Origin of the sequence: Methylobacterium sp. 37f, from assembly GCF_023093475.1 — a bacterium.
Classification (GTDB): Bacteria; Pseudomonadota; Alphaproteobacteria; order Rhizobiales; family Beijerinckiaceae; genus Methylobacterium.
Map to the genome: position 1 here is coordinate 1 of NZ_JAGHKN010000009.1, position 19419 is coordinate 19419.

At 64.9% G+C, this 19419-nt stretch carries 18 protein-coding genes and 1 tRNA gene; 10 read left to right on the forward strand and 9 right to left on the reverse strand.

The genetic code is table 11. The features are described from left to right. Nucleotides 1–325 precede the first annotated feature (325 nt). A complete protein-coding gene (locus tag J7U37_RS08065; RefSeq protein ID WP_056479641.1) occupies nucleotides 326–871 on the forward strand; it encodes a ferritin-like domain-containing protein in 546 nt (181 codons plus the stop codon). 70 nt (nucleotides 872–941) lie between these two features. Here the strand turns inward: J7U37_RS08065 and J7U37_RS08070 are convergent, their stop codons facing one another. Beyond that, nucleotides 942–1370 carry a flagellar assembly protein FliX gene (locus J7U37_RS08070; RefSeq protein ID WP_056186256.1) on the reverse strand — a complete coding sequence of 143 codons (429 nt, stop codon included), beginning with the start codon at nucleotides 1368–1370 and terminating at the stop codon, nucleotides 942–944. A 301-nt stretch (nucleotides 1371–1671) separates the two neighbouring features. On the opposite strand from J7U37_RS08070, the gene J7U37_RS08075 reads away from it, so the two are divergent. The 3 genes from J7U37_RS08075 to J7U37_RS08085 are packed head-to-tail and all read left to right on the forward strand — an operon-like array spanning nucleotide 1672 to nucleotide 3646. Further along, entirely contained in the window at nucleotides 1672–2751 is a 1080-nt protein-coding gene (locus J7U37_RS08075) for a flagellar basal body P-ring protein FlgI (RefSeq protein WP_056186607.1), read from the forward strand. A gap of 45 nt (nucleotides 2752–2796) precedes the next feature. After that, nucleotides 2797–3174, forward strand: a complete 378-nt coding sequence (locus J7U37_RS08080; RefSeq protein WP_056186259.1) for a rod-binding protein — start codon at nucleotides 2797–2799, stop codon at nucleotides 3172–3174. Then, the gene (locus J7U37_RS08085) at nucleotides 3158–3646 is read left to right on the forward strand and encodes a hypothetical protein (RefSeq protein ID WP_056186609.1); all 489 of its coding nucleotides are present in this window, start codon (nucleotides 3158–3160) and stop codon (nucleotides 3644–3646) included. The genes J7U37_RS08080 and J7U37_RS08085 overlap by 17 nt, the downstream gene beginning before the upstream one ends. A gap of 39 nt (nucleotides 3647–3685) precedes the next feature. On the opposite strand, the gene J7U37_RS08090 is transcribed toward J7U37_RS08085, so the two are convergent. The 4 genes from J7U37_RS08090 to J7U37_RS08105 all read right to left on the reverse strand — a co-directional run bounded on the left by J7U37_RS08090 (nucleotide 3686) and on the right by J7U37_RS08105 (nucleotide 9370). Next, complete coding sequence (locus tag J7U37_RS08090) at nucleotides 3686–4024, reverse strand: porin (RefSeq protein ID WP_247635380.1); 339 nt, start codon at nucleotides 4022–4024, stop codon at nucleotides 3686–3688. A gap of 135 nt (nucleotides 4025–4159) precedes the next feature. Further along, nucleotides 4160–5983: a hypothetical protein gene (locus tag J7U37_RS08095; protein WP_247635381.1), complete on the reverse strand. Its 1824-nt coding sequence runs from the start codon at nucleotides 5981–5983 to the stop codon at nucleotides 4160–4162. Nucleotides 5984–6054: 71 nt separating this feature from the next. Continuing rightward, on the reverse strand, nucleotides 6055–7932 hold the full coding sequence (flgK, locus tag J7U37_RS08100) for a flagellar hook-associated protein FlgK (protein ID WP_247635382.1): 1878 nt from the start codon (nucleotides 7930–7932) through the stop codon (nucleotides 6055–6057). 46 nt (nucleotides 7933–7978) lie between these two features. After that, complete coding sequence (locus tag J7U37_RS08105; RefSeq protein ID WP_247635383.1) at nucleotides 7979–9370, reverse strand: flagellar hook-basal body complex protein; 1392 nt, start codon at nucleotides 9368–9370, stop codon at nucleotides 7979–7981. A 252-nt stretch (nucleotides 9371–9622) separates the two neighbouring features. Here J7U37_RS08105 and J7U37_RS08110 point away from each other — a divergent pair, with 252 nt between their 5' ends. Then, the gene (locus J7U37_RS08110) at nucleotides 9623–10090 is read left to right on the forward strand and encodes a BLUF domain-containing protein (protein ID WP_056186274.1); all 468 of its coding nucleotides are present in this window, start codon (nucleotides 9623–9625) and stop codon (nucleotides 10088–10090) included. A 55-nt stretch (nucleotides 10091–10145) separates the two neighbouring features. After that, nucleotides 10146–10598, forward strand: a complete 453-nt coding sequence (locus tag J7U37_RS08115; RefSeq protein WP_056186277.1) for a response regulator — start codon at nucleotides 10146–10148, stop codon at nucleotides 10596–10598. A 35-nt stretch (nucleotides 10599–10633) separates the two neighbouring features. On the opposite strand, the gene J7U37_RS08120 is transcribed toward J7U37_RS08115, so the two are convergent. The 3 genes from J7U37_RS08120 to J7U37_RS08130 all read right to left on the reverse strand — a co-directional run bounded on the left by J7U37_RS08120 (nucleotide 10634) and on the right by J7U37_RS08130 (nucleotide 14088). Beyond that, complete coding sequence (locus J7U37_RS08120; protein ID WP_247635384.1) at nucleotides 10634–11374, reverse strand: DUF2189 domain-containing protein; 741 nt, start codon at nucleotides 11372–11374, stop codon at nucleotides 10634–10636. A 239-nt stretch (nucleotides 11375–11613) separates the two neighbouring features. Beyond that, nucleotides 11614–13233, reverse strand: coding sequence for a peptide chain release factor 3 (locus tag J7U37_RS08125; protein ID WP_247635385.1), 1620 nt, complete (start codon nucleotides 13231–13233; stop codon nucleotides 11614–11616). 102 nt (nucleotides 13234–13335) lie between these two features. Next, complete coding sequence (locus J7U37_RS08130) at nucleotides 13336–14088, reverse strand: SDR family oxidoreductase (RefSeq protein ID WP_247635386.1); 753 nt, start codon at nucleotides 14086–14088, stop codon at nucleotides 13336–13338. 99 nt (nucleotides 14089–14187) lie between these two features. Here J7U37_RS08130 and J7U37_RS08135 point away from each other — a divergent pair. Both J7U37_RS08135 and J7U37_RS08140 read left to right on the forward strand, forming a co-directional pair. Next, nucleotides 14188–14262: transfer RNA gene (locus J7U37_RS08135), tRNA-Gln, on the forward strand. Nucleotides 14263–14641: 379 nt separating this feature from the next. After that, nucleotides 14642–14980, forward strand: a complete 339-nt coding sequence (locus J7U37_RS08140) for a hypothetical protein (RefSeq protein WP_056186288.1) — start codon at nucleotides 14642–14644, stop codon at nucleotides 14978–14980. Nucleotides 14981–15138: 158 nt separating this feature from the next. Here J7U37_RS08140 and J7U37_RS08145 read toward each other — a convergent pair whose 3' ends face one another. Next, nucleotides 15139–17037: a sigma 54-interacting transcriptional regulator gene (locus tag J7U37_RS08145; RefSeq protein ID WP_247635387.1), complete on the reverse strand. Its 1899-nt coding sequence runs from the start codon at nucleotides 17035–17037 to the stop codon at nucleotides 15139–15141. A 174-nt stretch (nucleotides 17038–17211) separates the two neighbouring features. Here J7U37_RS08145 and J7U37_RS08150 point away from each other — a divergent pair, with 174 nt between their 5' ends. Together J7U37_RS08150 and ntrB are read left to right on the forward strand one after the other, a co-directional pair. Then, nucleotides 17212–18573 carry a CmpA/NrtA family ABC transporter substrate-binding protein gene (locus J7U37_RS08150; protein WP_247635388.1) on the forward strand — a complete coding sequence of 454 codons (1362 nt, stop codon included), beginning with the start codon at nucleotides 17212–17214 and terminating at the stop codon, nucleotides 18571–18573. A 3-nt stretch (nucleotides 18574–18576) separates the two neighbouring features. Beyond that, nucleotides 18577–19416: a nitrate ABC transporter permease gene (gene ntrB, locus J7U37_RS08155; protein ID WP_247635389.1), complete on the forward strand. Its 840-nt coding sequence runs from the start codon at nucleotides 18577–18579 to the stop codon at nucleotides 19414–19416. The last annotated feature ends 3 nt before the right edge of the window (nucleotides 19417–19419 follow it).

Below are 19419 nucleotides of genomic sequence, written 5' to 3' on the forward strand. Positions count from 1 at the left end.
ACTGCGTCCAGGACGCGAATGCGCAGATCGTGACTGTAGGCACGGGCCATGGCGATCTCCCTGACGAACCTTCAGGGATCAACGCTCACCTCGCCGCAACGACTCAGGGATCGTGGAAAACGCTCTAGTTTACCACAACTAAGATAATCGGTCTAACTTATGGTTGTTGCTTGGGGCCGACGACGGTCAGACTGGCTTTGCTTGTTTGGCTGTATCGACGTGGTTTTGCGGGGATCGCTCAATATTCACTGCGAACCATGCAGTCGATGCGCCGATTGCTTTCTCGGCAAGTGATTATTTTCTCCTACGATCCGGAGCATATCTCATGGCGACCAAGGTCAAGTCTCTGCACGATGCGTTCTATGAGACGCTGAAAGACGTTTACTACGCCGAGAAGCAGTCGGTTCGAGCCCTCAAGAAGTCGGCGAAAGCGGCTCAGCACGAGGAACTTCGCAGCGCCTTCGAGACGCATGCCGAGGAAAGCGCCGAGCAGGTCGAGCGACTTCAACAGGTCTTCGAGATCATCGGCAAGCCGGCGCGCGCCAAGACCTGCGAAGCGATGCAGGGCATCACCTCGGAGATGGAAGAGGATCTCGAAGATTTCGCCGACAGCCCGGCCGCCGACGCTGTGCTGGCTGCCTGTGCCCAAGCTGTCGAGCACTACGAGATCGCTCGCTACGGGACGCTGAAGACCTGGGCGCGGCAGCTCGGTTACGCGGATGCCGCCAAGCTTCTGGAACAGACTCTCGAGGAGGAGAAGAAGACCGACGCGCTCCTCAGCGAGATCGCCGAGCGGATCAACACGGATGGAAGCGAAGAGGCCGAGGCTGCCGAGGAGGCGCCGCGCGCCAAAGCGAAGACCAAGGGCTGAACGGTCCCTCGAGGACGAGGGGAGAAGCGGGGCGCTGAGTTGGTTGGTGCCCCGCCCTCCGCTAGGCAGGTCAGAATGCTGCCGAGGGGGAGAGCTTGGCAAGTTCGACGGCGGCCCGCAACTCGATATCGGCGATCAGACCGTCGAGACGCGGGTCACCGCTGATCCCGGTCCGGTCGGCCAAGCGGCGCGCGATGGACTGGAGGTCGCGCGTCGAGACCCGTCCCATGATGAGCGACGCCTTGAGGCGGTCCAGCCCATCAAGGAGGTCGCTGCCGCGCTGGGTCGAGCGCCGTCGACGCTCCTCTGGGGTGTCCGCGTTGCTCTGGAGGGTCAGGATCGCATCGAGTCCGGCCAGAGAGGCTGCCGGGGTGGCCGCAGCGCTGGTGGACGCCTTGCCGGGGTCTGAAAGGGTAAAGGACCGCATGGTGTCGTTGCGACGAGCGCCCGCGGCCGCCGGACCGGTGTTCAAGGTGACGAAGCGGGGATCGACGCGCATGGGAAAAGACCAATCGGGGCGGCGGTGCGCCCTGCACCGTGAGAATCCGCCGATGATGGTTAAGCCGGCGTAAAGAGCCCGGCAGAAAATGCCGGGTCGGCATGAAGCAATCAGTCCGACGGATCGAACATTCCTGCCCTCGCAGAAGAAAACCATTCAATTCCAACGGATTGGAGAAACGATTGGCTTGGCATGGTCCTGGCAAGGTATCCGGGACATCCCTGCTGCGAAGAGCCCCATGCCTGACAGTAAGAACGGCCCGTCCCGGCTTCATCGCTTCACCATTGGCTTGCTGGCAGCGATGGCCCTGGTTTTCGGCCATGCGGCTCCTGTCCTCGCCCTGTCGCGGGTCAAGGATCTCGCCAGCGTCGAGGGCGTGCGCCAAAACCAGCTCGTTGGTTACGGCATCGTCGTCGGCCTCAATGGCACCGGCGATACCCTGAACAACATCCCGTTCACCAAGCAATCGTTGCAGGCGATGTTGGAACGGCTCGGGGTCAACACCCGCGGGGCGACCATGCGCACTCAGAATCTGGCGGCCGTAATGGTCACGGCGAGCCTGCCGCCTTTCGCGACCCAGGGGAATCGCATCGACATCACAGTCTCCTCCCTCGGCGACGCAAAGTCTCTCCAGGGCGGTACCCTGCTGGTCACGCCTCTGCTCGGCGCCGACGGCGAAGTCTACGCCCTGGCCCAGGGCTCGGTCGCCATCGCGGGCTTCTCCGCCGAAGGGGACGCCGCCAAGATCACGCGCGGCGTGCCGACCAACGGGCGCGTTCCGAACGGGGCCATGATCGAGCGCGAGATGGCGTTCAAGATGAACGACATGCGGTCGCTTCGTCTCTCCCTGCGCAACCCCGACTTCACGACCTCCAAGCGGATCGCGGCCGCGATCAACGACTTCATGGGGGCGGACACGGCCGAGCCGACGGACCCGGCCACGGTCACTCTGCAGATTCCGGCCCGCTACACCGGCAACATGATCCGGCTCGTGACCGAGGTCGAGCAACTCAAGGTCGAGCCGGACCAGACTGCGCGGGTCATCGTCGACGAGCGCTCCGGCATCATCGTCATGGGGCGTGACGTGCGCGTCTCCACCGTGGCGATCGCGCAGGGGAACCTGACCGTGACGATCACCGAACAGCCGCAGGTCAGCCAGCCCGCTCCCCTCTCCAACGGCGCCACGACGGTGGTGCCGCGTACCGGCGTCAAGGTCGATACCGGCGACGGCAACAAGCTCGCCGTCGTGAAGGAGGGCGTGACCCTGCGGGAACTCGTCGACGGCCTCAACGCCCTCGGTATCGGTCCTCGCGATCTCATCTCGATCCTTCAGGCGATCAAGGCGTCCGGCGCCCTGCAGGCCGACATCGAGGTGATGTGATGCCTGTTCTCTCCATCTCCTCAAACCGACCCGAGAGGTAATCCCATGCTGTTCGCGCCCCTCGCCGCCAGCGCCGCCCTTGGGGTCGGCAAGGCCATCGTCGGAGACATCGCCAAGACCGTCCAAAGTGCGGTCGGCTCGGGCACCGCCACGGCCGCCAAAACCGCCGCTGAGGCCAAGGCGAAGAAAGCTTCGACGGATTTCGAATCGATGTTTCTCGAGCAGTCCCTCGACCGCCTGTCGCAATCCGAAGGCACCGATGGCCCGCTCGGCGAGAACGGCACCGGCGGTGGCGTGTACCGTTCGATGCTGACCAAGGAATATGCCGGCCAGATCGTGAAGAGCGGCGGCGTCGGCATCGCCGATCAGGTGTTCCGTGAGATGATGAAGATGCAGGAGGGTGGCGGTGCAAAGGTCAGCTGAGACACAAACGCCTCGCATCGCAGACCGCGCCGGCGCTCAGGCGCTGGTCACCGGCGTGTTGGCGAGCCTCGAAGCGCTGGAAGCCGTGCTGGCCCGGGAAAGCGATCACATCCGGGTCGGTCGAATGCGTGAGGGACTTGCGGATATGGATCGCAAATCCGCCCTGGCGGCGGCCTACTTCCAGGGGCTCGAGGCGATCAAGGCCAATGCCATCGTGCTCGCCCGTTTCGCACCGGAGGACATCGAAACCCTGAAGGCGGCGCATCTTCGCTTTGCTCAGGCGCTGGAGACCAATCAGGCGGTCCTCGCCACGGCGCGGGGCGTCTCCGAAGGCCTGGTAAAGACCCTGGTGGACGAGATCGACCGGGCTCGAACCCCCACGGTCTACGGTCGCCCCTCGCAGGCGCCCTCCCCCTATGGACGCAGCGGCGGCGCCCGCAGCCAGCCCCTGGTCCTATCGCGCAGCCTCTGACGACGGACCAAGGAACGCGATCGACGGCCGGGTGGCGCGTCAGGGCCGCCCGTGGCCCATCCGCACGAAGGCGCGCACCGGCCCGAACTCGGATTCACTGCGGGTGTCGATCGAGAGCTGCCCCGCGGTGACGGGCGCAGTGCCGTGACTGCCGATATCCAGGGCGCCGACCGCCCGGCCGCTCAGGCGAATGCAGGTCGGCGAGCTCGGAACGCGCACGAAGCCGGAACCCTGCTTCGGGCAGGGCTGGCGGGTCTCCCGCTGCCGCAGGTCCGGATGCGGTTTCGGTCGCTCCCCCGGCTGCGCCGACGCGGCAAGGTCTCCGCCGAAAAGCGCGGCGAGGCCGATCGCCGATGCGGCACGCATCGCAGAGGTCATGCCGGGTCTCCCGTCCTTGAACCGAAATCCGGGATAAGCCATCCCACCTTCCCGGCCAAGTTCGGCGGCCGGAAGCTGCTGCTTCGACAGCCGGAAGCTGCTGCTTCGTCAGCCGAAAGCCGCTGCGCGAGCGCGTCAGCTGAGATAGTTCACGAGGTTCAGTTTCGAAAGCATCGAGGTGACCTGATAGCTCGCCTGAAGTTGCGTCTGGAGTTGCAGCAGCTGGGCGGTCACCTCCTGGGCCGAGATGTTTTCCACGCCGTCGAGCGAGCCCTCCAGGGTGGCGCGATTGGTCCGGTTGTCGGCCTTGGTGTTCGAGAGTGTGTTGGCGGCAAGCCCCATATCGCTCGCAATGCCGGGAACACCGCCCCCTTTGCGCGAGTCTGTGACCAGGAGGGCTCTGGCGCTGTCGGCGAGTGCGCTGAAGCGCTGTGCGTCCGGCGTCCCGCTGACGGCGGTCGTTCCCGGATCAGCCGCGATGATCGCAAGACCCGAGAGCACGGCACGGATCGGCGCTTCGTTGGCCTGGGTGCCGATGTTCAGGATTCGATTGGCGCCGATCTGAGCGGTGGCCGTGGCGCGCGGATCGGGAGACGTATCGTCGCCCTTATACCAGATCACCGTCTTGGTGCTCGCCTGCTCGGTGTAACCTGTGGCCTGACCGTTGGCGAACGTGATGCGCCGTGGAGCGAAGCCCGGCGATTGCGATCCGGCAAAAAAATCCTGCGCCGCCCGCGATGCCGAACTGGCCGCGAGACTGGTCGAGGCAGACCCCTTCAGGGCATTGGTCACGGCGTTCGACAGGCTCTTGGCGATGGTCTCCCGGTCGCCCTCGAGGGAGAACTCCGTCGTGGAGGCGGCATCGGCGGTGGCCCTGGCGGTGAGGGTCAAGGTCTGGGTCGTGCCGTCGCGCAGGCCGACGCTGACGGTCACGGTGTCGCCCGCAAGGGGCGTCCCTATCAGGCCCAGGGTCAGAGACGCGGGCGTGCCCCCGCTATAGGTCGAGGTGATTCCGACCCGATCCGGCCCCTGGATTCCAGCGACGGTGGCTTTGCCAAAATTCTTCTCGCGATCCGCTCCGAACCGCTGGTTCAATACGGCCTCGGCAACATCCGGACGCAGCGCTGTCGGATCATCGTCGGTGGCTGCAGCCTTGATTGCATAATCAACGAAGGTCTGGGTGCCGTCGGGTTGATCCAGGGTCACCCGGATGCGGTCCCCCCCTTGCGGAGCCGCCGCGAACTTGAAACTGACGTTGGACGGTGCGCCGCCACCGGTCGCACTCGGCTCGATCGCGGCCGGGTTGGAACTCGTTGCGCCGAGCAGTCGAAACCCGAAATTGGCGCGCATCTCCATGCCGGCCGCGCCGATGCCGTCTTCCGAGAGGCTGACGGTCGCGCCGTTCGCCGCGGTCGTGATCCGGCCGGAACCCGTTCCGAGATCGGCTGCCTTCTGTTCCGCGATCAGAGTCTTCAGTCCGTCAAGGTTCCGGGCGACATCTCCGTTCAGGATGGTATCGGCAGTGGCCACCGGCGGTGCATCGGTCGCGCGCCCGCCGAACAAGTATTGGCCGCCCATGTCGATGTTCAGGGCATCGATCGCGGCGTCCAGGCTGTTGCGGGCGATCTGCGGCGTGTTGTCGATGGTCGAGCCGTTGCTGGCGGCGAGCGAACGCTGAAGATTGGTACCGAGATTGTTGATCTGGGTGATGCTCAGGTTGGCCAGGGTAACGCGCGTGGTCGCGCCCGTGATGGCTGCATCGTACCCATCAAGGGCGCTCAGGGCCGCATGCGCGCTGAGGCTGGTGGTGCGACCCGTCCCAAGGCCACCATACGTCGTGGCTGTCTTGCCGCTGGCGAGCTGGTTGGTCAGCGTATCGAGGCGACCCTTCAGGCCGACAAGATTGGCCGTGTTGCGGTCGCCGAGATAGGTGCTGGCGTTGAACGGAGCGATGCTCATCGGTTCCTCGGGAGAATGCGTGACCTCGGTCGGGCTTTGCGTTGGGAAGGCCTGAACACCGCGGACTCGTCCTAGATCCGCAGCAGGGTGTCGAGAAGGTCGCGGGCGGCCGTGAGCACGCGCGCGTTGGCACTGTAGGCAGTCTGGAGCTGCACGAGCTTCGACATCTCCTCGTCGATGCTCACCCCCGACACCGATGCGACCCGGGCCTGCGCCGTCGCCAGCGCGATTCCCTGGCCCTCGTCGAGGCTCTGCGCGGAAGCGGCGCCGGCGCCCTGCGTGTCGATGATGCGCTGGGCGAAATCCTGGACGCTGGATGTGTAGGGCGCGTCGACGCCCCCGATGCCGCTCGCCGCCGCGAAGGTCCGGCTCGAGCCGATGAGCGCTCCGTAGAGGTATTGCGGGCGCGTCGCGTCTGACGCCAGGGTGTTGGACGCCGTGTTGACGAGTTGGGCGGTGTTGGTGGCCACGGCCTGGTTGACGGTGATCCGCTGGGCAAAGCCGGTCAGTTGCGATCCGCCCTCGAAGGAGCCGGTATAGAGCGTCCCCTTGCCTCTGCTGTCGAGGAAGAGCGGGATCTGTGGCTTGCCGGTCTGGAAGTCCGTTGGATTCGCGGCCTGAGTTACGCTGGCGCTGATGCCGAGAAGCGTCGGAGCACCGGCGGCCGGGTTGCTGGCGATGCGCAAGCTGCCGGCGGCGGCGCCCGGCTGGTTGCTGACATTGAATTCGGAGCCGAGGGCAGCCTGCAGGGCGGCGCGAAGATCCGTTGTCGGATTGGTCAGCCTGATCATGCTGATCTTGGCGTTCGGATCGCTGAGATCCGCGCGATTGACGCTCGGTGGGGTCGCCGAGCTGTAGGGAATCAGCACACGATTATACGAGACGCCCATCGCGTCCTTGAGGCTGACCGTGATCGCATTTCCCGAGCTGAGGCCGGCGAGATCGATGTCCAGCGCATTCGCCGTTCCATCCAAGGGCACGGTGCCGACGGCGGCTCGGTCGGACATGGAGCGGGACAGCCCGGCGGCGAGTTCATCGAGCTGCCGCTGGGCTTGGGGCAGAATCGAGTCGCGCAACTCGATGGCTGCCGCGAGTGAGCCCGAGCGAATGGCCTGCGAGGCGATGAGGTCGACGCGAGAGCCGCCGGGGGTCGTGGCGGTGATGGTGCCAACGCCTCGCGTCGCCGAATCCTGCGTATAGGCCGAATCCGGATCCAGGGCGCCTCGGCCGTCGAAGCTCAAGGTCGCCGCGGCACCGCGATCGACCAGGGTCATTCCGGACGTGGTGATCACCGTCACCGTGCCGTCGCGCTGATCCACCGTCTGCACATCGAGAAAGGCGGACAATCCGTTGATGGCCTGGTCGCGCTGGTCAAGCAGGCTGGCACGGGCGCCCTCGTCGGAGGCGCTGGTAATCTGCGTGTTGAGGGTCGCGATCGAGGACAGATAATCGTTGGCCTTGGCCGTGTCGCTGCCGAGCTGGCTTTCGGTGGCCGAGCGCAGATCCTGTACGCCCTGCGCGATGGTGCCGATGGTGGAGGCGAGGTTCGCGGCCCTGGAAACCACGGTGGCACGGGCCGGTGCGGAGGTCGGATCGTTGGTCAATGATTGCAGGGACAGCGCGAAGTCGTTGACGACGCCATCGAGCGCGGTCGACGATCCGGGCATCCCGTAGAGCTGGTCGAGGGACGTGCGAACCGTCGAGAGGAAGCCCGTATAGGCGGACCCAGAGGTTTCCATCCGCAACTGTTTGAGGGACGCCGCATCGAAGGCGCGGCCGAGCGTTCCGATGGAGACGCCGGAATTGCCGATGCCCTGCGCCACGGACGTGAGGGTACGCTTGGAGTATCCAACGGTGCCGACGTTCGCGATGTTCTGCGAGACCACGCCAATGGCGGCCTGGGTCGCCTTCAGGCCGGCCGAGGCGGTGTTGATCGCATTAAAGCTCACGAGGCTTCTCCCTTGCCTGTCGGTTCACGTCCGGTCGCGGGTGTCCTCAGCGAATGATGTTGATCAGCGCGGATATCATGTCCTGCGCCGTCGAGATGACCTTCGTGTTGGCAGAGTACGCCTGTTGGGTTACGATCATCTTCGAGAATTCACTCGCAATGTCGGTGTTGGATTGCTCGACATTGCCGCCGATGATCGAGGTGGTACCGAGACCGACGAGCGGCGTGCCGGAGTCGAGGGTCTGCTGATAGGTGCCGTTTGACGTCGCCTTCAGGCCATCCGAATTGATGAACTGCACCACCTTGATGTTCGCCAGAGCGACCGTGTTGCCGTTGCTGTAAGAACCGGCGATCTTGCCGTCCTTGGTGATGCTGAGGTTGTTCAGGGTGCCCGATGTAGAGCCGTTCTGGGTCAGCGCATTCGTGGTGACGGTGCCGCCGGAGGAGGTGTAGCCAGTCAGGCCCCCGGTGCCGTAGGAAAGCTGAATGTTCCCTAGATTAACGCCATCCACCGTGAGGGCGGGGATCGTCACCGAACTGGCCGCGGGCGCAGTCAATTGGCCACTGCTGTTGAACTGGAAAGCCGTCCCGGCGTTCGTCCAAGTACTATTAGTGCTCAGGACCGTGCTCTGATTGGCGTAGAACAGGTTCCAGACATCATTCGTCCCCGCCGCCGCATTGCCGTTCTGAACCTTTGCCCAACGGGTCGTGAGGGTGACGGGGGCTCCCCCCGCAGTGTAGGCGGTGAGGACTGGGCCCGAGATGCTGCCGTTGATGAAACTAGTCGCGTCGGCCGCCGACACGGTTGCGGTGCCGGTCCCGGACAGGATGGCGGGGTTGGCCCCCGAGGCCAGGGTGCCGAGAAGCTCGGTGCCGGGTTGGCTCGCATTGGCCTTGGCGGTCGCGGGCGTCTTCGGCAGGTTGGCCGAATAAGTGATGGTCGAGGTCGGCTGTGCCGGTAGAATCGTGTTCGCGACCTGGATCGGACCCTCGGCGGTCGCCTGCCCGGTGACCGGATCGAGGCTGCTGCCCTTCAGGTAGGAGCCGGCCCCGTTGACGAGATAGCCGTCTTTATCCAGGGCAAAATCCCCGCGCCTTGTATAGGTATCGCCGGTCACGAAGCTGGATTGACCGTTGGCGTCGCCGGATTTGGTCGTGACCGCGAAGAAGCCTTCGCCGTTGAGCGCCATGTTGGTTCCGATGTCGGTGGCGTTCAGGCCGCCCTGCACCGTGGTGGTCTGCCGCGAATTTGCGGAGACGGATCCGGCGACCTGCCGACTCGGGGACTGCTGTTCCGCGACGAGATCGACGAAGCTTGTATCAACCCGCTTGAAGCCGGTGGTCTGCGAGTTCGCGATATTCCCGGAAATGTTCTCCAGCGAGAAGGACTGAGCCTTCAGGCCGGAGACGGCCGTCTGCATCGCGGAGAAGACATCCATGACCGAAAACCTTGTGTGACGATCGCTTCGCCGGCGCAGAGCGGCACGGACCGGATCTCGTCCAGCAATCCACGTGCCAAGCGTAAGGCATTGTCACTAATGGTTTTTCTTCAGGGATGACCCGGCAGGAACGGCCGGGAGACGGCCGGATCGGCAGCTTTTGCCGAGGCGCTTTGGTCGAAGGATCTTGTTTACGCGACGTTATCGCCGATTCCGCTAGTGTCCCGGAATTGAAGGCGGTGGATCGCTATCATGAGAGCCAAACGGTCGACCCTCGTCCATCTGATCTACTTCTCGCGATTGAACCTCGCGGCGGATGCGCCCACGCGGACCCGGCAGATCGGCGAGATCACGCGGCAGGCGCAGAAGAAGAACGAATTCTCGGTGATCACCAGTTTCCTGATCATCGAGCAGAATTTCGCGGCCCAGATCATCGAAGGCGAGCGTACGTCGGTGAGCGATACCTTCGCGCGGATCAGCAGCGATTCCCGCCACCGCGATGTTCAGATCGTCGAATGGCGCGAGATCGTGAAACGGGAATTCGTGAACTCCTTCACCACTGGCATACGGGGTCCGACGAATGACGCGCTGTTTCAGAAGGCCGCCCTTCTCCCCATGTTCCAGCGCGGAACCCCGAAGAGCACCGCAATCCACGCCCTGGCGGCGACCCTGCAGGCTGAGTCAATGACGAAGCAGGGCATCGACCATCTGTTCGTCTAATGCCGACGCGGCTCAGTCCGACATCGGGGTCCTGTCCTCAAACCCGTGATATTCCATGAGCGATACGCCCGCGATCCTCATCGTCGACGATCAGGAGAAGTTGCTTAAGCTGATCATCCTCTTGATGAACCGGCTCGGCTTCCCGGATGTCGAGGGTGTGACCGACGCCGTCACGGCTCTGGAGCGAATGCGTGAGCGTCGCTACTCCCTCGTGATTTCCGACCTCGACATGGAGCCGATGGACGGGCTCTCGTTTCTGCGTGAGATCCGGGCCGACGACGCCCTGATGAACACCCCCTTCCTCCTCACCGAAGCGTCCTTCGATTTCGAGGACATCAACCTCGCGCACCAAGCCGGTGCGGACGCCTTCATCCTCAAGCCCTTCGACATGTCGGTGCTGAAGACCAAGCTCAAGCAGGTCATCAACCGCAAGCCGCGCCGGCGTGAAGCGCCGCTCGCTGCGGAATCGGCTCTGAACATCGATTTCCCGATGCTGGGTAAGTTCTGAATTCGCCCCCGACGGGTACGGATTGCGCCGTCCCCTCAGGCGGGCACCACCCGCCGATAAAGGTGCCATGTCGCGTGCCCGAGGATTGGCATGACCACCGCGAGCCCGGCGAAGAGCGGCAGAGATCCGAGCACCAGAAGACCGGCCACGATGAAGCCCCAGGCTGTCAGGATGCGGGGATTCCTGCGGAAAGCGGCCAGCGAGGTTTCGATCGCCGTCGCAAGATCGATGTTCCGATCGACGAGCATCGGCACCGAAACCACGCTGATCGCCAGCACGACGAGAGAGAAGGCGAACCCGATGAGGTTCCCGACGATGATCAGCGCCCAACCGCGCGGCGTCAGGAAGACATCTCGGGCGAAGTCCAGCAGCGAGGCTGGCTCTGCATCGCCGTACAGCGCCCAGTAGAGTCCCTGGGCCGCCACCAGCCAACTCACGAAAATCGCAGTCAGCAACATGCCCATGCCGGTGAGCGCGCCGGCTGCCGGCCGAGTGAGATTGGCAAACGCCAGGGCCCACTCGGTGGACAGCCCCTGCTCACGTCGGCGGCTTAGTTCGTATAGCCCGATGGCCGCGAAGGGTCCGATCAGGGCGAAGCCTGCGGCCAGGGGGAACACCAGCGGCAGGATCTCCAGCCCGAAGGCGACGGTCGCCAGGACGACCCCCACCAAGGGGTAAATCAACCCGATGAACAGCGCATGGGTGGGCATCGCCAGGAAATCATCGACGCCGCGTCGCAAAGCCATGGACAGATCATGGCCATCGATCGTGTTCACGGCTGGCCGCGCCATAGCATGGCCGAAATCGTCGACAGGAAGAGTCGTCATCGCTCAAGCCCTCTCGCAGGGGTGAAGCTCACGACGTCGAGGCCCAAGCCTTTCCGCGTCTGCTCGTGCGTGAAGGCGCCGAGAGCGAAGATCCGGAAGGGTATCCGATTTGTGAAAACCTGTCTCCACTCAGATCATGCAGGAGAAACAATTTCGCGGCACTTGTCACGGGCCGCGAAAGCTTGGCCTCAGGCCGCCCGCTTCTGATAATCCTTGATGTCGCTGAAGCGAATGTCCGGCGCGCGCTCTTCCTCGTAGCGCAGGGAGAAGGCCGTGGTCGCCATGAAGACGGGAGCGCCGTCGAGATCGCTCGCCATGGCGGACCCGTGGCTGCCGATGAACTTGTCGAGCGTTGGCGCCGTCTCGGCCGTGATCCAGCGGCAGATCGAGAAGCGTGTCGGTTCGTAGTCGATCGGCAGGCCGTACTCGGCCTGGAGCCGCTCCTTCAGCACGTCGAGCTGCAGGGCGCCGACGACCCCGACGATGGCCTGGGAGCCGTCATGCGGTCGGAAGACCTGAACGACGCCCTCCTCGCCCATCTGCTGGAGAGCTTCCTTCAGCTTCTTGGCCTTCATGGCATCGGTCAGCTTGATCCGACGCAGGATCTCCGGTGCGAAGCTCGGCACGCCGCGGAACACGATCTCCTCGCCTTCCGTCAGGGTATCGCCGATTCGCAGCGTTCCGTGGTTGGGGATCCCGACGACATCGCCCGCGAAGGCCTCGTCGGCGATGGCCCGGTCCTGGGCGAAGAAGAATTGCGGGGCGGAGAGCGACATCGGCTTGCCGGTGCGCACCAGCTTCGCCTTCATGCCCCGGTTCAGGCGGCCCGAGCACACGCGCATGAAGGCGATCCGGTCGCGATGGTTCGGATCCATGTTCGCCTGGATCTTGAAGACGAAGCCGGTCATCTTCGGTTCGGTCGGCTCCACGAGGCGCTTGTCGGCATCCTGCCCGCGCGGTGGCGGCGCGAAGCGGGCAAGCCCGTCGATGAGATCGCGTACGCCGAAGTTCCGAAGGGCCGAGCCGAAGAACACCGGCGTCAGATGGCCCTCGCGGAACGCCGCCAGATCGAACCGCTTCAGTCCGGTTTCGGCAAGCTCCGCCTCTTCGCGCCAGGTCGCGGCCTCGCCGTTCTCCGTCAACAGCTGGTCGAACAGCGGATCGTCAACGCCCGTCACCGCCACCGTGCCGGCGTCGTCGGCCGCGTCCAGGCGGCGGACCCGACCGTTGCCCAGGTCGTAGGTGCCGGCGAAGCTGCGTCCGCGGCCGATCGGCCAGGTCACCGGTGCCACGTCGAGCGCCAGCACCTTCTCGATCTCGTCGAGAAGCTCGAACGGATCTCGCGCTTCCCGGTCGAGCTTGTTGATGAAGGTGACGATCGGGATATCGCGCAGCCGGCAGACCTCGAACAGTTTGCGCGTGCGCGCCTCGATGCCCTTCGCGGCGTCGATGACCATCACGGCGGAGTCGACCGCCGTCAGGGTGCGATAGGTGTCCTCCGAGAAGTCCTCGTGGCCCGGAGTGTCGAGGAGATTGAAGACGCAGTCGCCGTACTCGAAGGTCATCACCGAGGTGACCACGGAGATGCCGCGCTCCTTCTCGATACCCATCCAGTCCGAGCGGGTCGACACGCGGTTGCGCTTCGCCTTGACCTCGCCGGCGAGCTGGATCGCGCCGCCGAACAGCAGCAGCTTTTCGGTGAGCGTGGTCTTGCCGGCATCCGGGTGCGAGATGATCGCGAAGGTGCGGCGCCGGGCGACCGGATCGGCCTTCGTCTCCGGAGCTTTGGTCTCGGTCTGCATCAGCATGGCGGGCAATAATTTCCGGGTCCGCGCGCGGCGGCGCTGCGTTCGCGACGTCTAAGCGAAGAAGGGCTGTTCTGTAGGCGTTTCGAGCGCGATGCGCAAAACTCAGCCGCGCCCGAGATAGGGCATGTTGGTGGCGACCACGGTAAGGAACGGGACGTTGGCGGAAAGCGGAAGCCCGGCCATGTATACCACTGCGTCGGCCACGTGCCGGGCATCCATGACCGGCTCTGCGCGAATGCTTCCATCCGCCTGACGTGCACCGAGGGCGATGCCGTCCGTCATCTCCGTCTCGGCATTGCCGATATCGATTTGCCCGCAGGCGATGTCGTAGGGGCGCCCGTCCAGGGCGGTCGCCTTGGTCAGGCCGGTGATCGCATGCTTGGTGGCCGCATAGGGCGCCGAATGGGGGCGCGGCACCTGTGCGGCGATCGAGCCGTTGTTGATGATGCGCCCGCCCCGTGGTGCCTGCGCCTTCATCATCCGGAACGCCGCCTGCGTGCACAGGAAGGCTCCGGTGAGGTTCACGTCCACCGACCGCCGCCAATCGTCGAGGGTGACCGCGTCGATGGCCGCCCCCGGGGTGAACACGCCCGCGTTGTTGAACAGCAGGTCGAGGCGACCGAACCGTTCGGACACCCGCGCAAACAGCTGCGCCACGGAAGCCTCATCAGCCACATCGGTCTCAACAGCCTCGGCGGAGACCCCGCACGTCTCAGCCAAGCCGGCAACCTCCTCCAAGGGGGCGCGGCGGCGGCCGGCCAAGACCAAATGAAACCCGGCTTCCGCGAGGCCCAGGGCCACCACCCGTCCGATTCCCGAGCCGGCTCCCGTCACGATCGCGATCCGCCCGCCCATGCTCCGACCCTCCGCTTATCGACGAACGACCATAAAGCGCCTTCCCTCCCTGTTGCCAGCACCCGGCACTGCGTCTAGACACACCTCCGCCAAGCGCGATGGGGCGTCGCCAAGTGGTAAGGCAGCGGTTTTTGGTACCGCCATTCCCAGGTTCGAATCCTGGCGCCCCAGCCAATGTCTAAGGAAGCGGCTCTGGTCCTCCTCTGAAGCTTGGTCTGCTGGCCCGGGCTCCGGTTGACGGGGCGATCGGCGGCACTGTTCGGATCGGCTCGTTCCCGGCCGCGGCTCGCTGATCGGCGAGGAAGACGCGCTTTGGCGCACTTCGGCGCGGGAAGGATCTTGGTTGCGGACGATCTTGGCCGCGACGGAGCGAAACATCGCGTCTTGCGAGCCATGCCCGCCTTGACGCTCGAACATCATCCCGGGCACGCGTTCCGGCACTCCATGCAAACAGGAGGCTGGCCGCTTCGGTACCGCGGTCCACGATGTCACCGGCATCGAGCGGCTGAACTTCAGCGACGGTACGATCAACGAATCCTCAGGCTCTCCTCTCGTGGATGGCCTGTTCTACTTCGCCATGAAACGCGATGTCTGGCAGGTGCAGGTGGGTCCGGGTCAGCATTACGCCGAGTTCGGCTGGCGCGAAGGGCGCGATCCCAACCCGCTGTATTCGACCTCCGGCTATCTCACCGCGAATCCGGACGTGGCCGCCGCCGGTATCGATCCCCTGGCTCACTTCGATCGGTTCGGTTGGAAAGAGAGGCGCAATCCCTCGGCTTTCTTCAACACGAAGGCCTATCTTGCCGCGAACCCGGATGTGGCGGCAGCGGGAGTCGATCCGCTCGCACAGTATCTCCAATTTGGCATCGCCGAGCATCGCGACCTCGCTTGACGAAGACCGCGGCCGGTACTTGTGTGCCAAGGCGTTCCGATCGCATTCTGCGACCGGCTTTAGGAAACACCGGAAGCCTGACAGGCAACCGCCTGCACGGGCTGCCCAGTTGCAATCGCTCCCCAAGAAGCTGTTTGGGACAGGCGCGGGGTAAACTGTCACCGGTGATTGAGCAGGTCGCGACGATTGATGCCCAGGGCTTTGATGCGGGAGGCGAGCGTTGTCGGGCGCAGACCGAGCATCTCGGCGGCGCCTCCCTGTCCGAAGATCTTGCCACCGGTGAGCACCAGGGCCGCCTCGATCTCGGCCCGGTCACGGGCGCGCCGTTCGGTCTCCGTCGGGACGGCAAGCGCGGGCTCGGCCGGAGCCGGCTCACGATGGCGGGGGGGCGCGTCGATCTCCGGCAGGTCCAGATGCAGGCGCCCGCGGACGGCGAGGATCGCGCCGCGCTCGATGACGTTCTCCAACTCGCGCACGTTGCCCGGCCAGGCGTAGCGGCTGAGCCGGCGCGCGTCGCCTTCCGTCAGGCGCGGCTCCGCGATGTTGAGGCGTCGGGCTGCGCCCTTCAGAAAGTGCTGTGCGATCAGGGGAATGTCCTCCGGTCGTTCGCGTAAGGGGCTTGCCGCGATCGGAAAGACGTTGAGGCGAAAATACAGATCTTCACGAAACCGTCCCCGGCGTACCTCGTCCCGCAAGTCTCGATTGGTGGCGGCGATCAGCCGGACATCGACGGCCCGGGTGCGCTCCTCGCCGATCCGCTCGAACGAGCGCTCTTGCAGGACCCGGAGAAGCTTTCCCTGAAGGTCGATGGGGATTTCGCCGACCTCATCAAGGAAGAGCGTGCCGCCATCCGCTAATTCAAAACGGCCAACCCGGTCGCGGACAGCACCCGTGAAGGCACCTCGGGCATGGCCAAAGAATTCGCTCTCGAACAATTCGCGCGGCACAGCGGCGCAATTAACCCGGATCAGGGGGCGGTCGGAGCGACGGCTGGCTTCGTGGATCGCCCGGGCGATCAATTCTTTGCCTGTGCCGGATTCGCCGGTGACCAGGACGGTTGCGTCGGTGCCGGCCACCACATCGATCTGGCGTAGAGTCGCCTCGATGGCCGGAGATCGCCCGATGATGCCCTGGTGATGGCTTTCGAGCCGGATTTCTTCCTTCAGGTAGGCGTTTTCGAGCTCCAGGCGCTCACGCAGGGAATCGACTTCGGCGAGGGCCTGGCGCAGGCGCTCGTCGGCTTCGCGGCGGGGGCCTATGTCGCGGAAGACGATCACCGCGCCGAGAAGGCGGCCCCGATCGCGGATCGGTGTCGATGTGTATTCCACGGGGAACGCGCGTCCGTCACGGCGCCAGAACACCTCCGTGTCGACCTGGTGCACGGCGCCGTCGCGAAACGCCGCGTAGATCGGGCAATCATGGTGGTGATAATGCGCGCCGTTCGGGTGGGTGTGATGCACCGTGGCATGCATGTCCCGCCCGACGAGGTCGGCGGCGGACCAGCCCAGCATCCGCTCGGCGGCCGGATTGACGAAGGTGGTCACCCCGTCCGCGTTGACGCCGTAGATGCCCTCCCCGGCTGCCCGCAGGATGAGCTGGTTCTCGCGCTCGAGATCGCGGAAGATCCGCTCCATCCGCTGCCATTCGGATAGGCCGGCCCGCATGTGGGCATCCGCCTGGGCGTCCACCTGACGCCGGCGGCGGGCATCGAGATCGGCCAGGGTCACCAGCATCAGCGGCGCGTGGCTGAGAAGAAGCGAACCCGCATATTCGAGCCGCAGGGTTTTGCCCTCGCCGTGGCGCGGAGTCAGCGCGTGGGTCCACCACCGGCCTTTGGCCTGGACCGCCTGGGTGAAGACGATCAGCGTCGGCAGCTGGCCGGGATGAAGGACGCTCGCCGGCATCCCCCGCAGCACGGCAGAATCATAGCCCAGCAGGTCGGCGGCCGCCGGGTTGGCCTCGACGACGCGATCCTGATCCGGGTCGAGCACCAGCATCGGCTCACGGCTTTCGCGGAAGGCGAGGCCGAGATCGAGCGGTGCTTGAACGGAAAGCATGAAGCCTTATCTCACGACGAGATTTCGTTGTAAAACCACGAGATCTCGTAAAACACGAAATCTCGTATGAAGATCGCATCGACCTAAGATTATGTGAAAGCTCAGAGAAAGTTCTTTTCTGATCCTGGCACGGGGGTTGCGGAGCAGGCTGTACTTCTCAGCGGCGAGGCAGCCATGGCCCTGTTCGACAATCCTTTCGACGCCTCCCGGCGGCTTGGCCAGGGCGGCTGCTCGTGTGGTGTGCACCGCTCGCAAGGTGAACACGATGCGGCCCAGCCGGTGGGCGACGCGGCCATCCAGCGTGTCGTCGACGGGACGGTGATGCGGGCGCTGTTTCCGCACGACGCCGAGCGGCGGGCGTTCCTGCGCAGCGTCGGGGCGGCGACCGCCCTGGCGGCTGTCAGCCAGTTCCTGCCGACCCGCCTGATCGCCGAGGCCTTCGCCGAGGGCGCCAAGCCCGAGAAGACGGACCTGAAAATCGGCTTCATCCCGATCACCTGCGCGACGCCGATCATCATGGCGAAGCCCATGGGCTTCTACGAGAAGCAGGGTCTCAACGTCGATGTGGTGAAGACCGCCGGCTGGGCGGTGATCCGCGACAAGACCCTGAACCGCGAATACGACGCCGCTCACATGCTGGCGCCGATGCCGATCGCGATCTCGCTGGGCGTCGGTTCGAATCCGCAGCCCTACACCATGCCGGCGGTGGAGAACGTCAATGGACAGGCCATCACGCTTGCCATGAAGCACAAGGACCGGCGCGACCCGAAGGACTGGAAGGGCTTCAAGCTCGCGGTGCCGTTCGACTACTCGATGCACAACTACCTGCTGCGCTACTACCTCGCGGAAGCCGGCATCGACCCCGACACAGACGTGCAGATCCGCGCCGTACCGCCGCCCGACATGGTCGCGAACCTGCGCGCCGACAACATCGACGGCTTCCTGGCTCCGGACCCGGTCAACCAGCGCGCGGTCTATGACGGCGTCGGCTTCATCCACATCCTGTCGAAGGACATCTGGGATCGGCATCCGTGCTGCGCCTTCGCGGCCTCGCAGGATTTCATCACCCAGACGCCGAACACCTACGCGGCCCTGCTGCGGGCCATCATCGAGGCCACGACCTACGCCTCGAAGCCCGAGAACCGGAAGGAGATCGCCGCCCAGATCGCGCCGGCCAACTACCTGAACCAGCCGGTCACGGTGGTGGAACAGGTCCTCACCGGCACCTTCGCGGACGGCCTCGGCGCCGTGCGCAAGGTGCCCGATCGCGTCGATTTCGATGCCTTCCCGTGGCAGTCCTTCGCGGTCTGGATCATGACCCAGATGCAGCGCTGGGGGCAGATCAAAGGCGAGGTCGATTACCAGGCCGTGGCCGCCAAGGTCTATCTGGCGACTGATGCCGCGAGGCTGATGAAGCAGAACGGCCTGACACCGCCGGAGACCACCACCAAGAGCTTCGTGGTCATGGGCAAGACCTTCGATCCGGCCAAGCCGAAGGAATATCTCGAATCCTTCAAGATCCGGCGAGCGGGCTGAGTCATGGCCCCAAGCCTCTCCGTTCGCGCCGGCCTCGTCTCGCTCGCCCTGCTGCTGGCTTTCCTCCTGACCTGGCAGATAGCGGTCAGCGGCACGGGCAAGACCGAGGCGATGGACCCGGAATACGCCGCCCTGATGGGCGCCAGCGCCACGACCGGCAAATCCGCCATGCCGGGGCCGTTCGATGTCGGGGCGACGATGTGGAAGCACTTGCGGGACCCGTTCTACGACCGGGGGCCGAACGACAAGGGGCTCGGCATCCAGCTCGCCTATTCCATCGGCCGTGTGGCGCTCGGATACGGCCTCGCGGTGATCGTGGCGATCCCGATCGGCTTCCTCATCGGCATGTCGCCCCTGATGGGGCGGGCGCTCGATCCCTTCATCCAACTCCTAAAGCCCGTCTCACCCTTGGCGTGGATGCCGCTCGCTCTCTACACGATCAAGGATTCCGGGCTCTCGGCTATCTTCGTGATCTTCATCTGCTCGCTCTGGCCGATGCTGATCAACACCGCCTTCGGGGTGGCCGGCACGCGCAAGGAATGGCTCAACGTCGCCCGCACCCTGGAGGTCGGGCCGTTCCGCCGGGCCGTCACCGTGATCCTGCCGGCGGCGGCGCCCACCATCCTCACGGGCATGCGTATCTCCATCGGCATCGCCTGGCTCGTCATCGTGGCGGCCGAGATGCTCGTGGGCGGCACCGGCATCGGCTACTTCGTCTGGAACGAGTGGAACAACCTCTCGATCACCAACGTGATCACCTCGATCCTGGTCATCGGCCTCGTCGGCATGATCCTCGACCAGGTGCTGGCGCGGGCGCAACGCCTCGTCACCTTCCCGGAGTGAGCG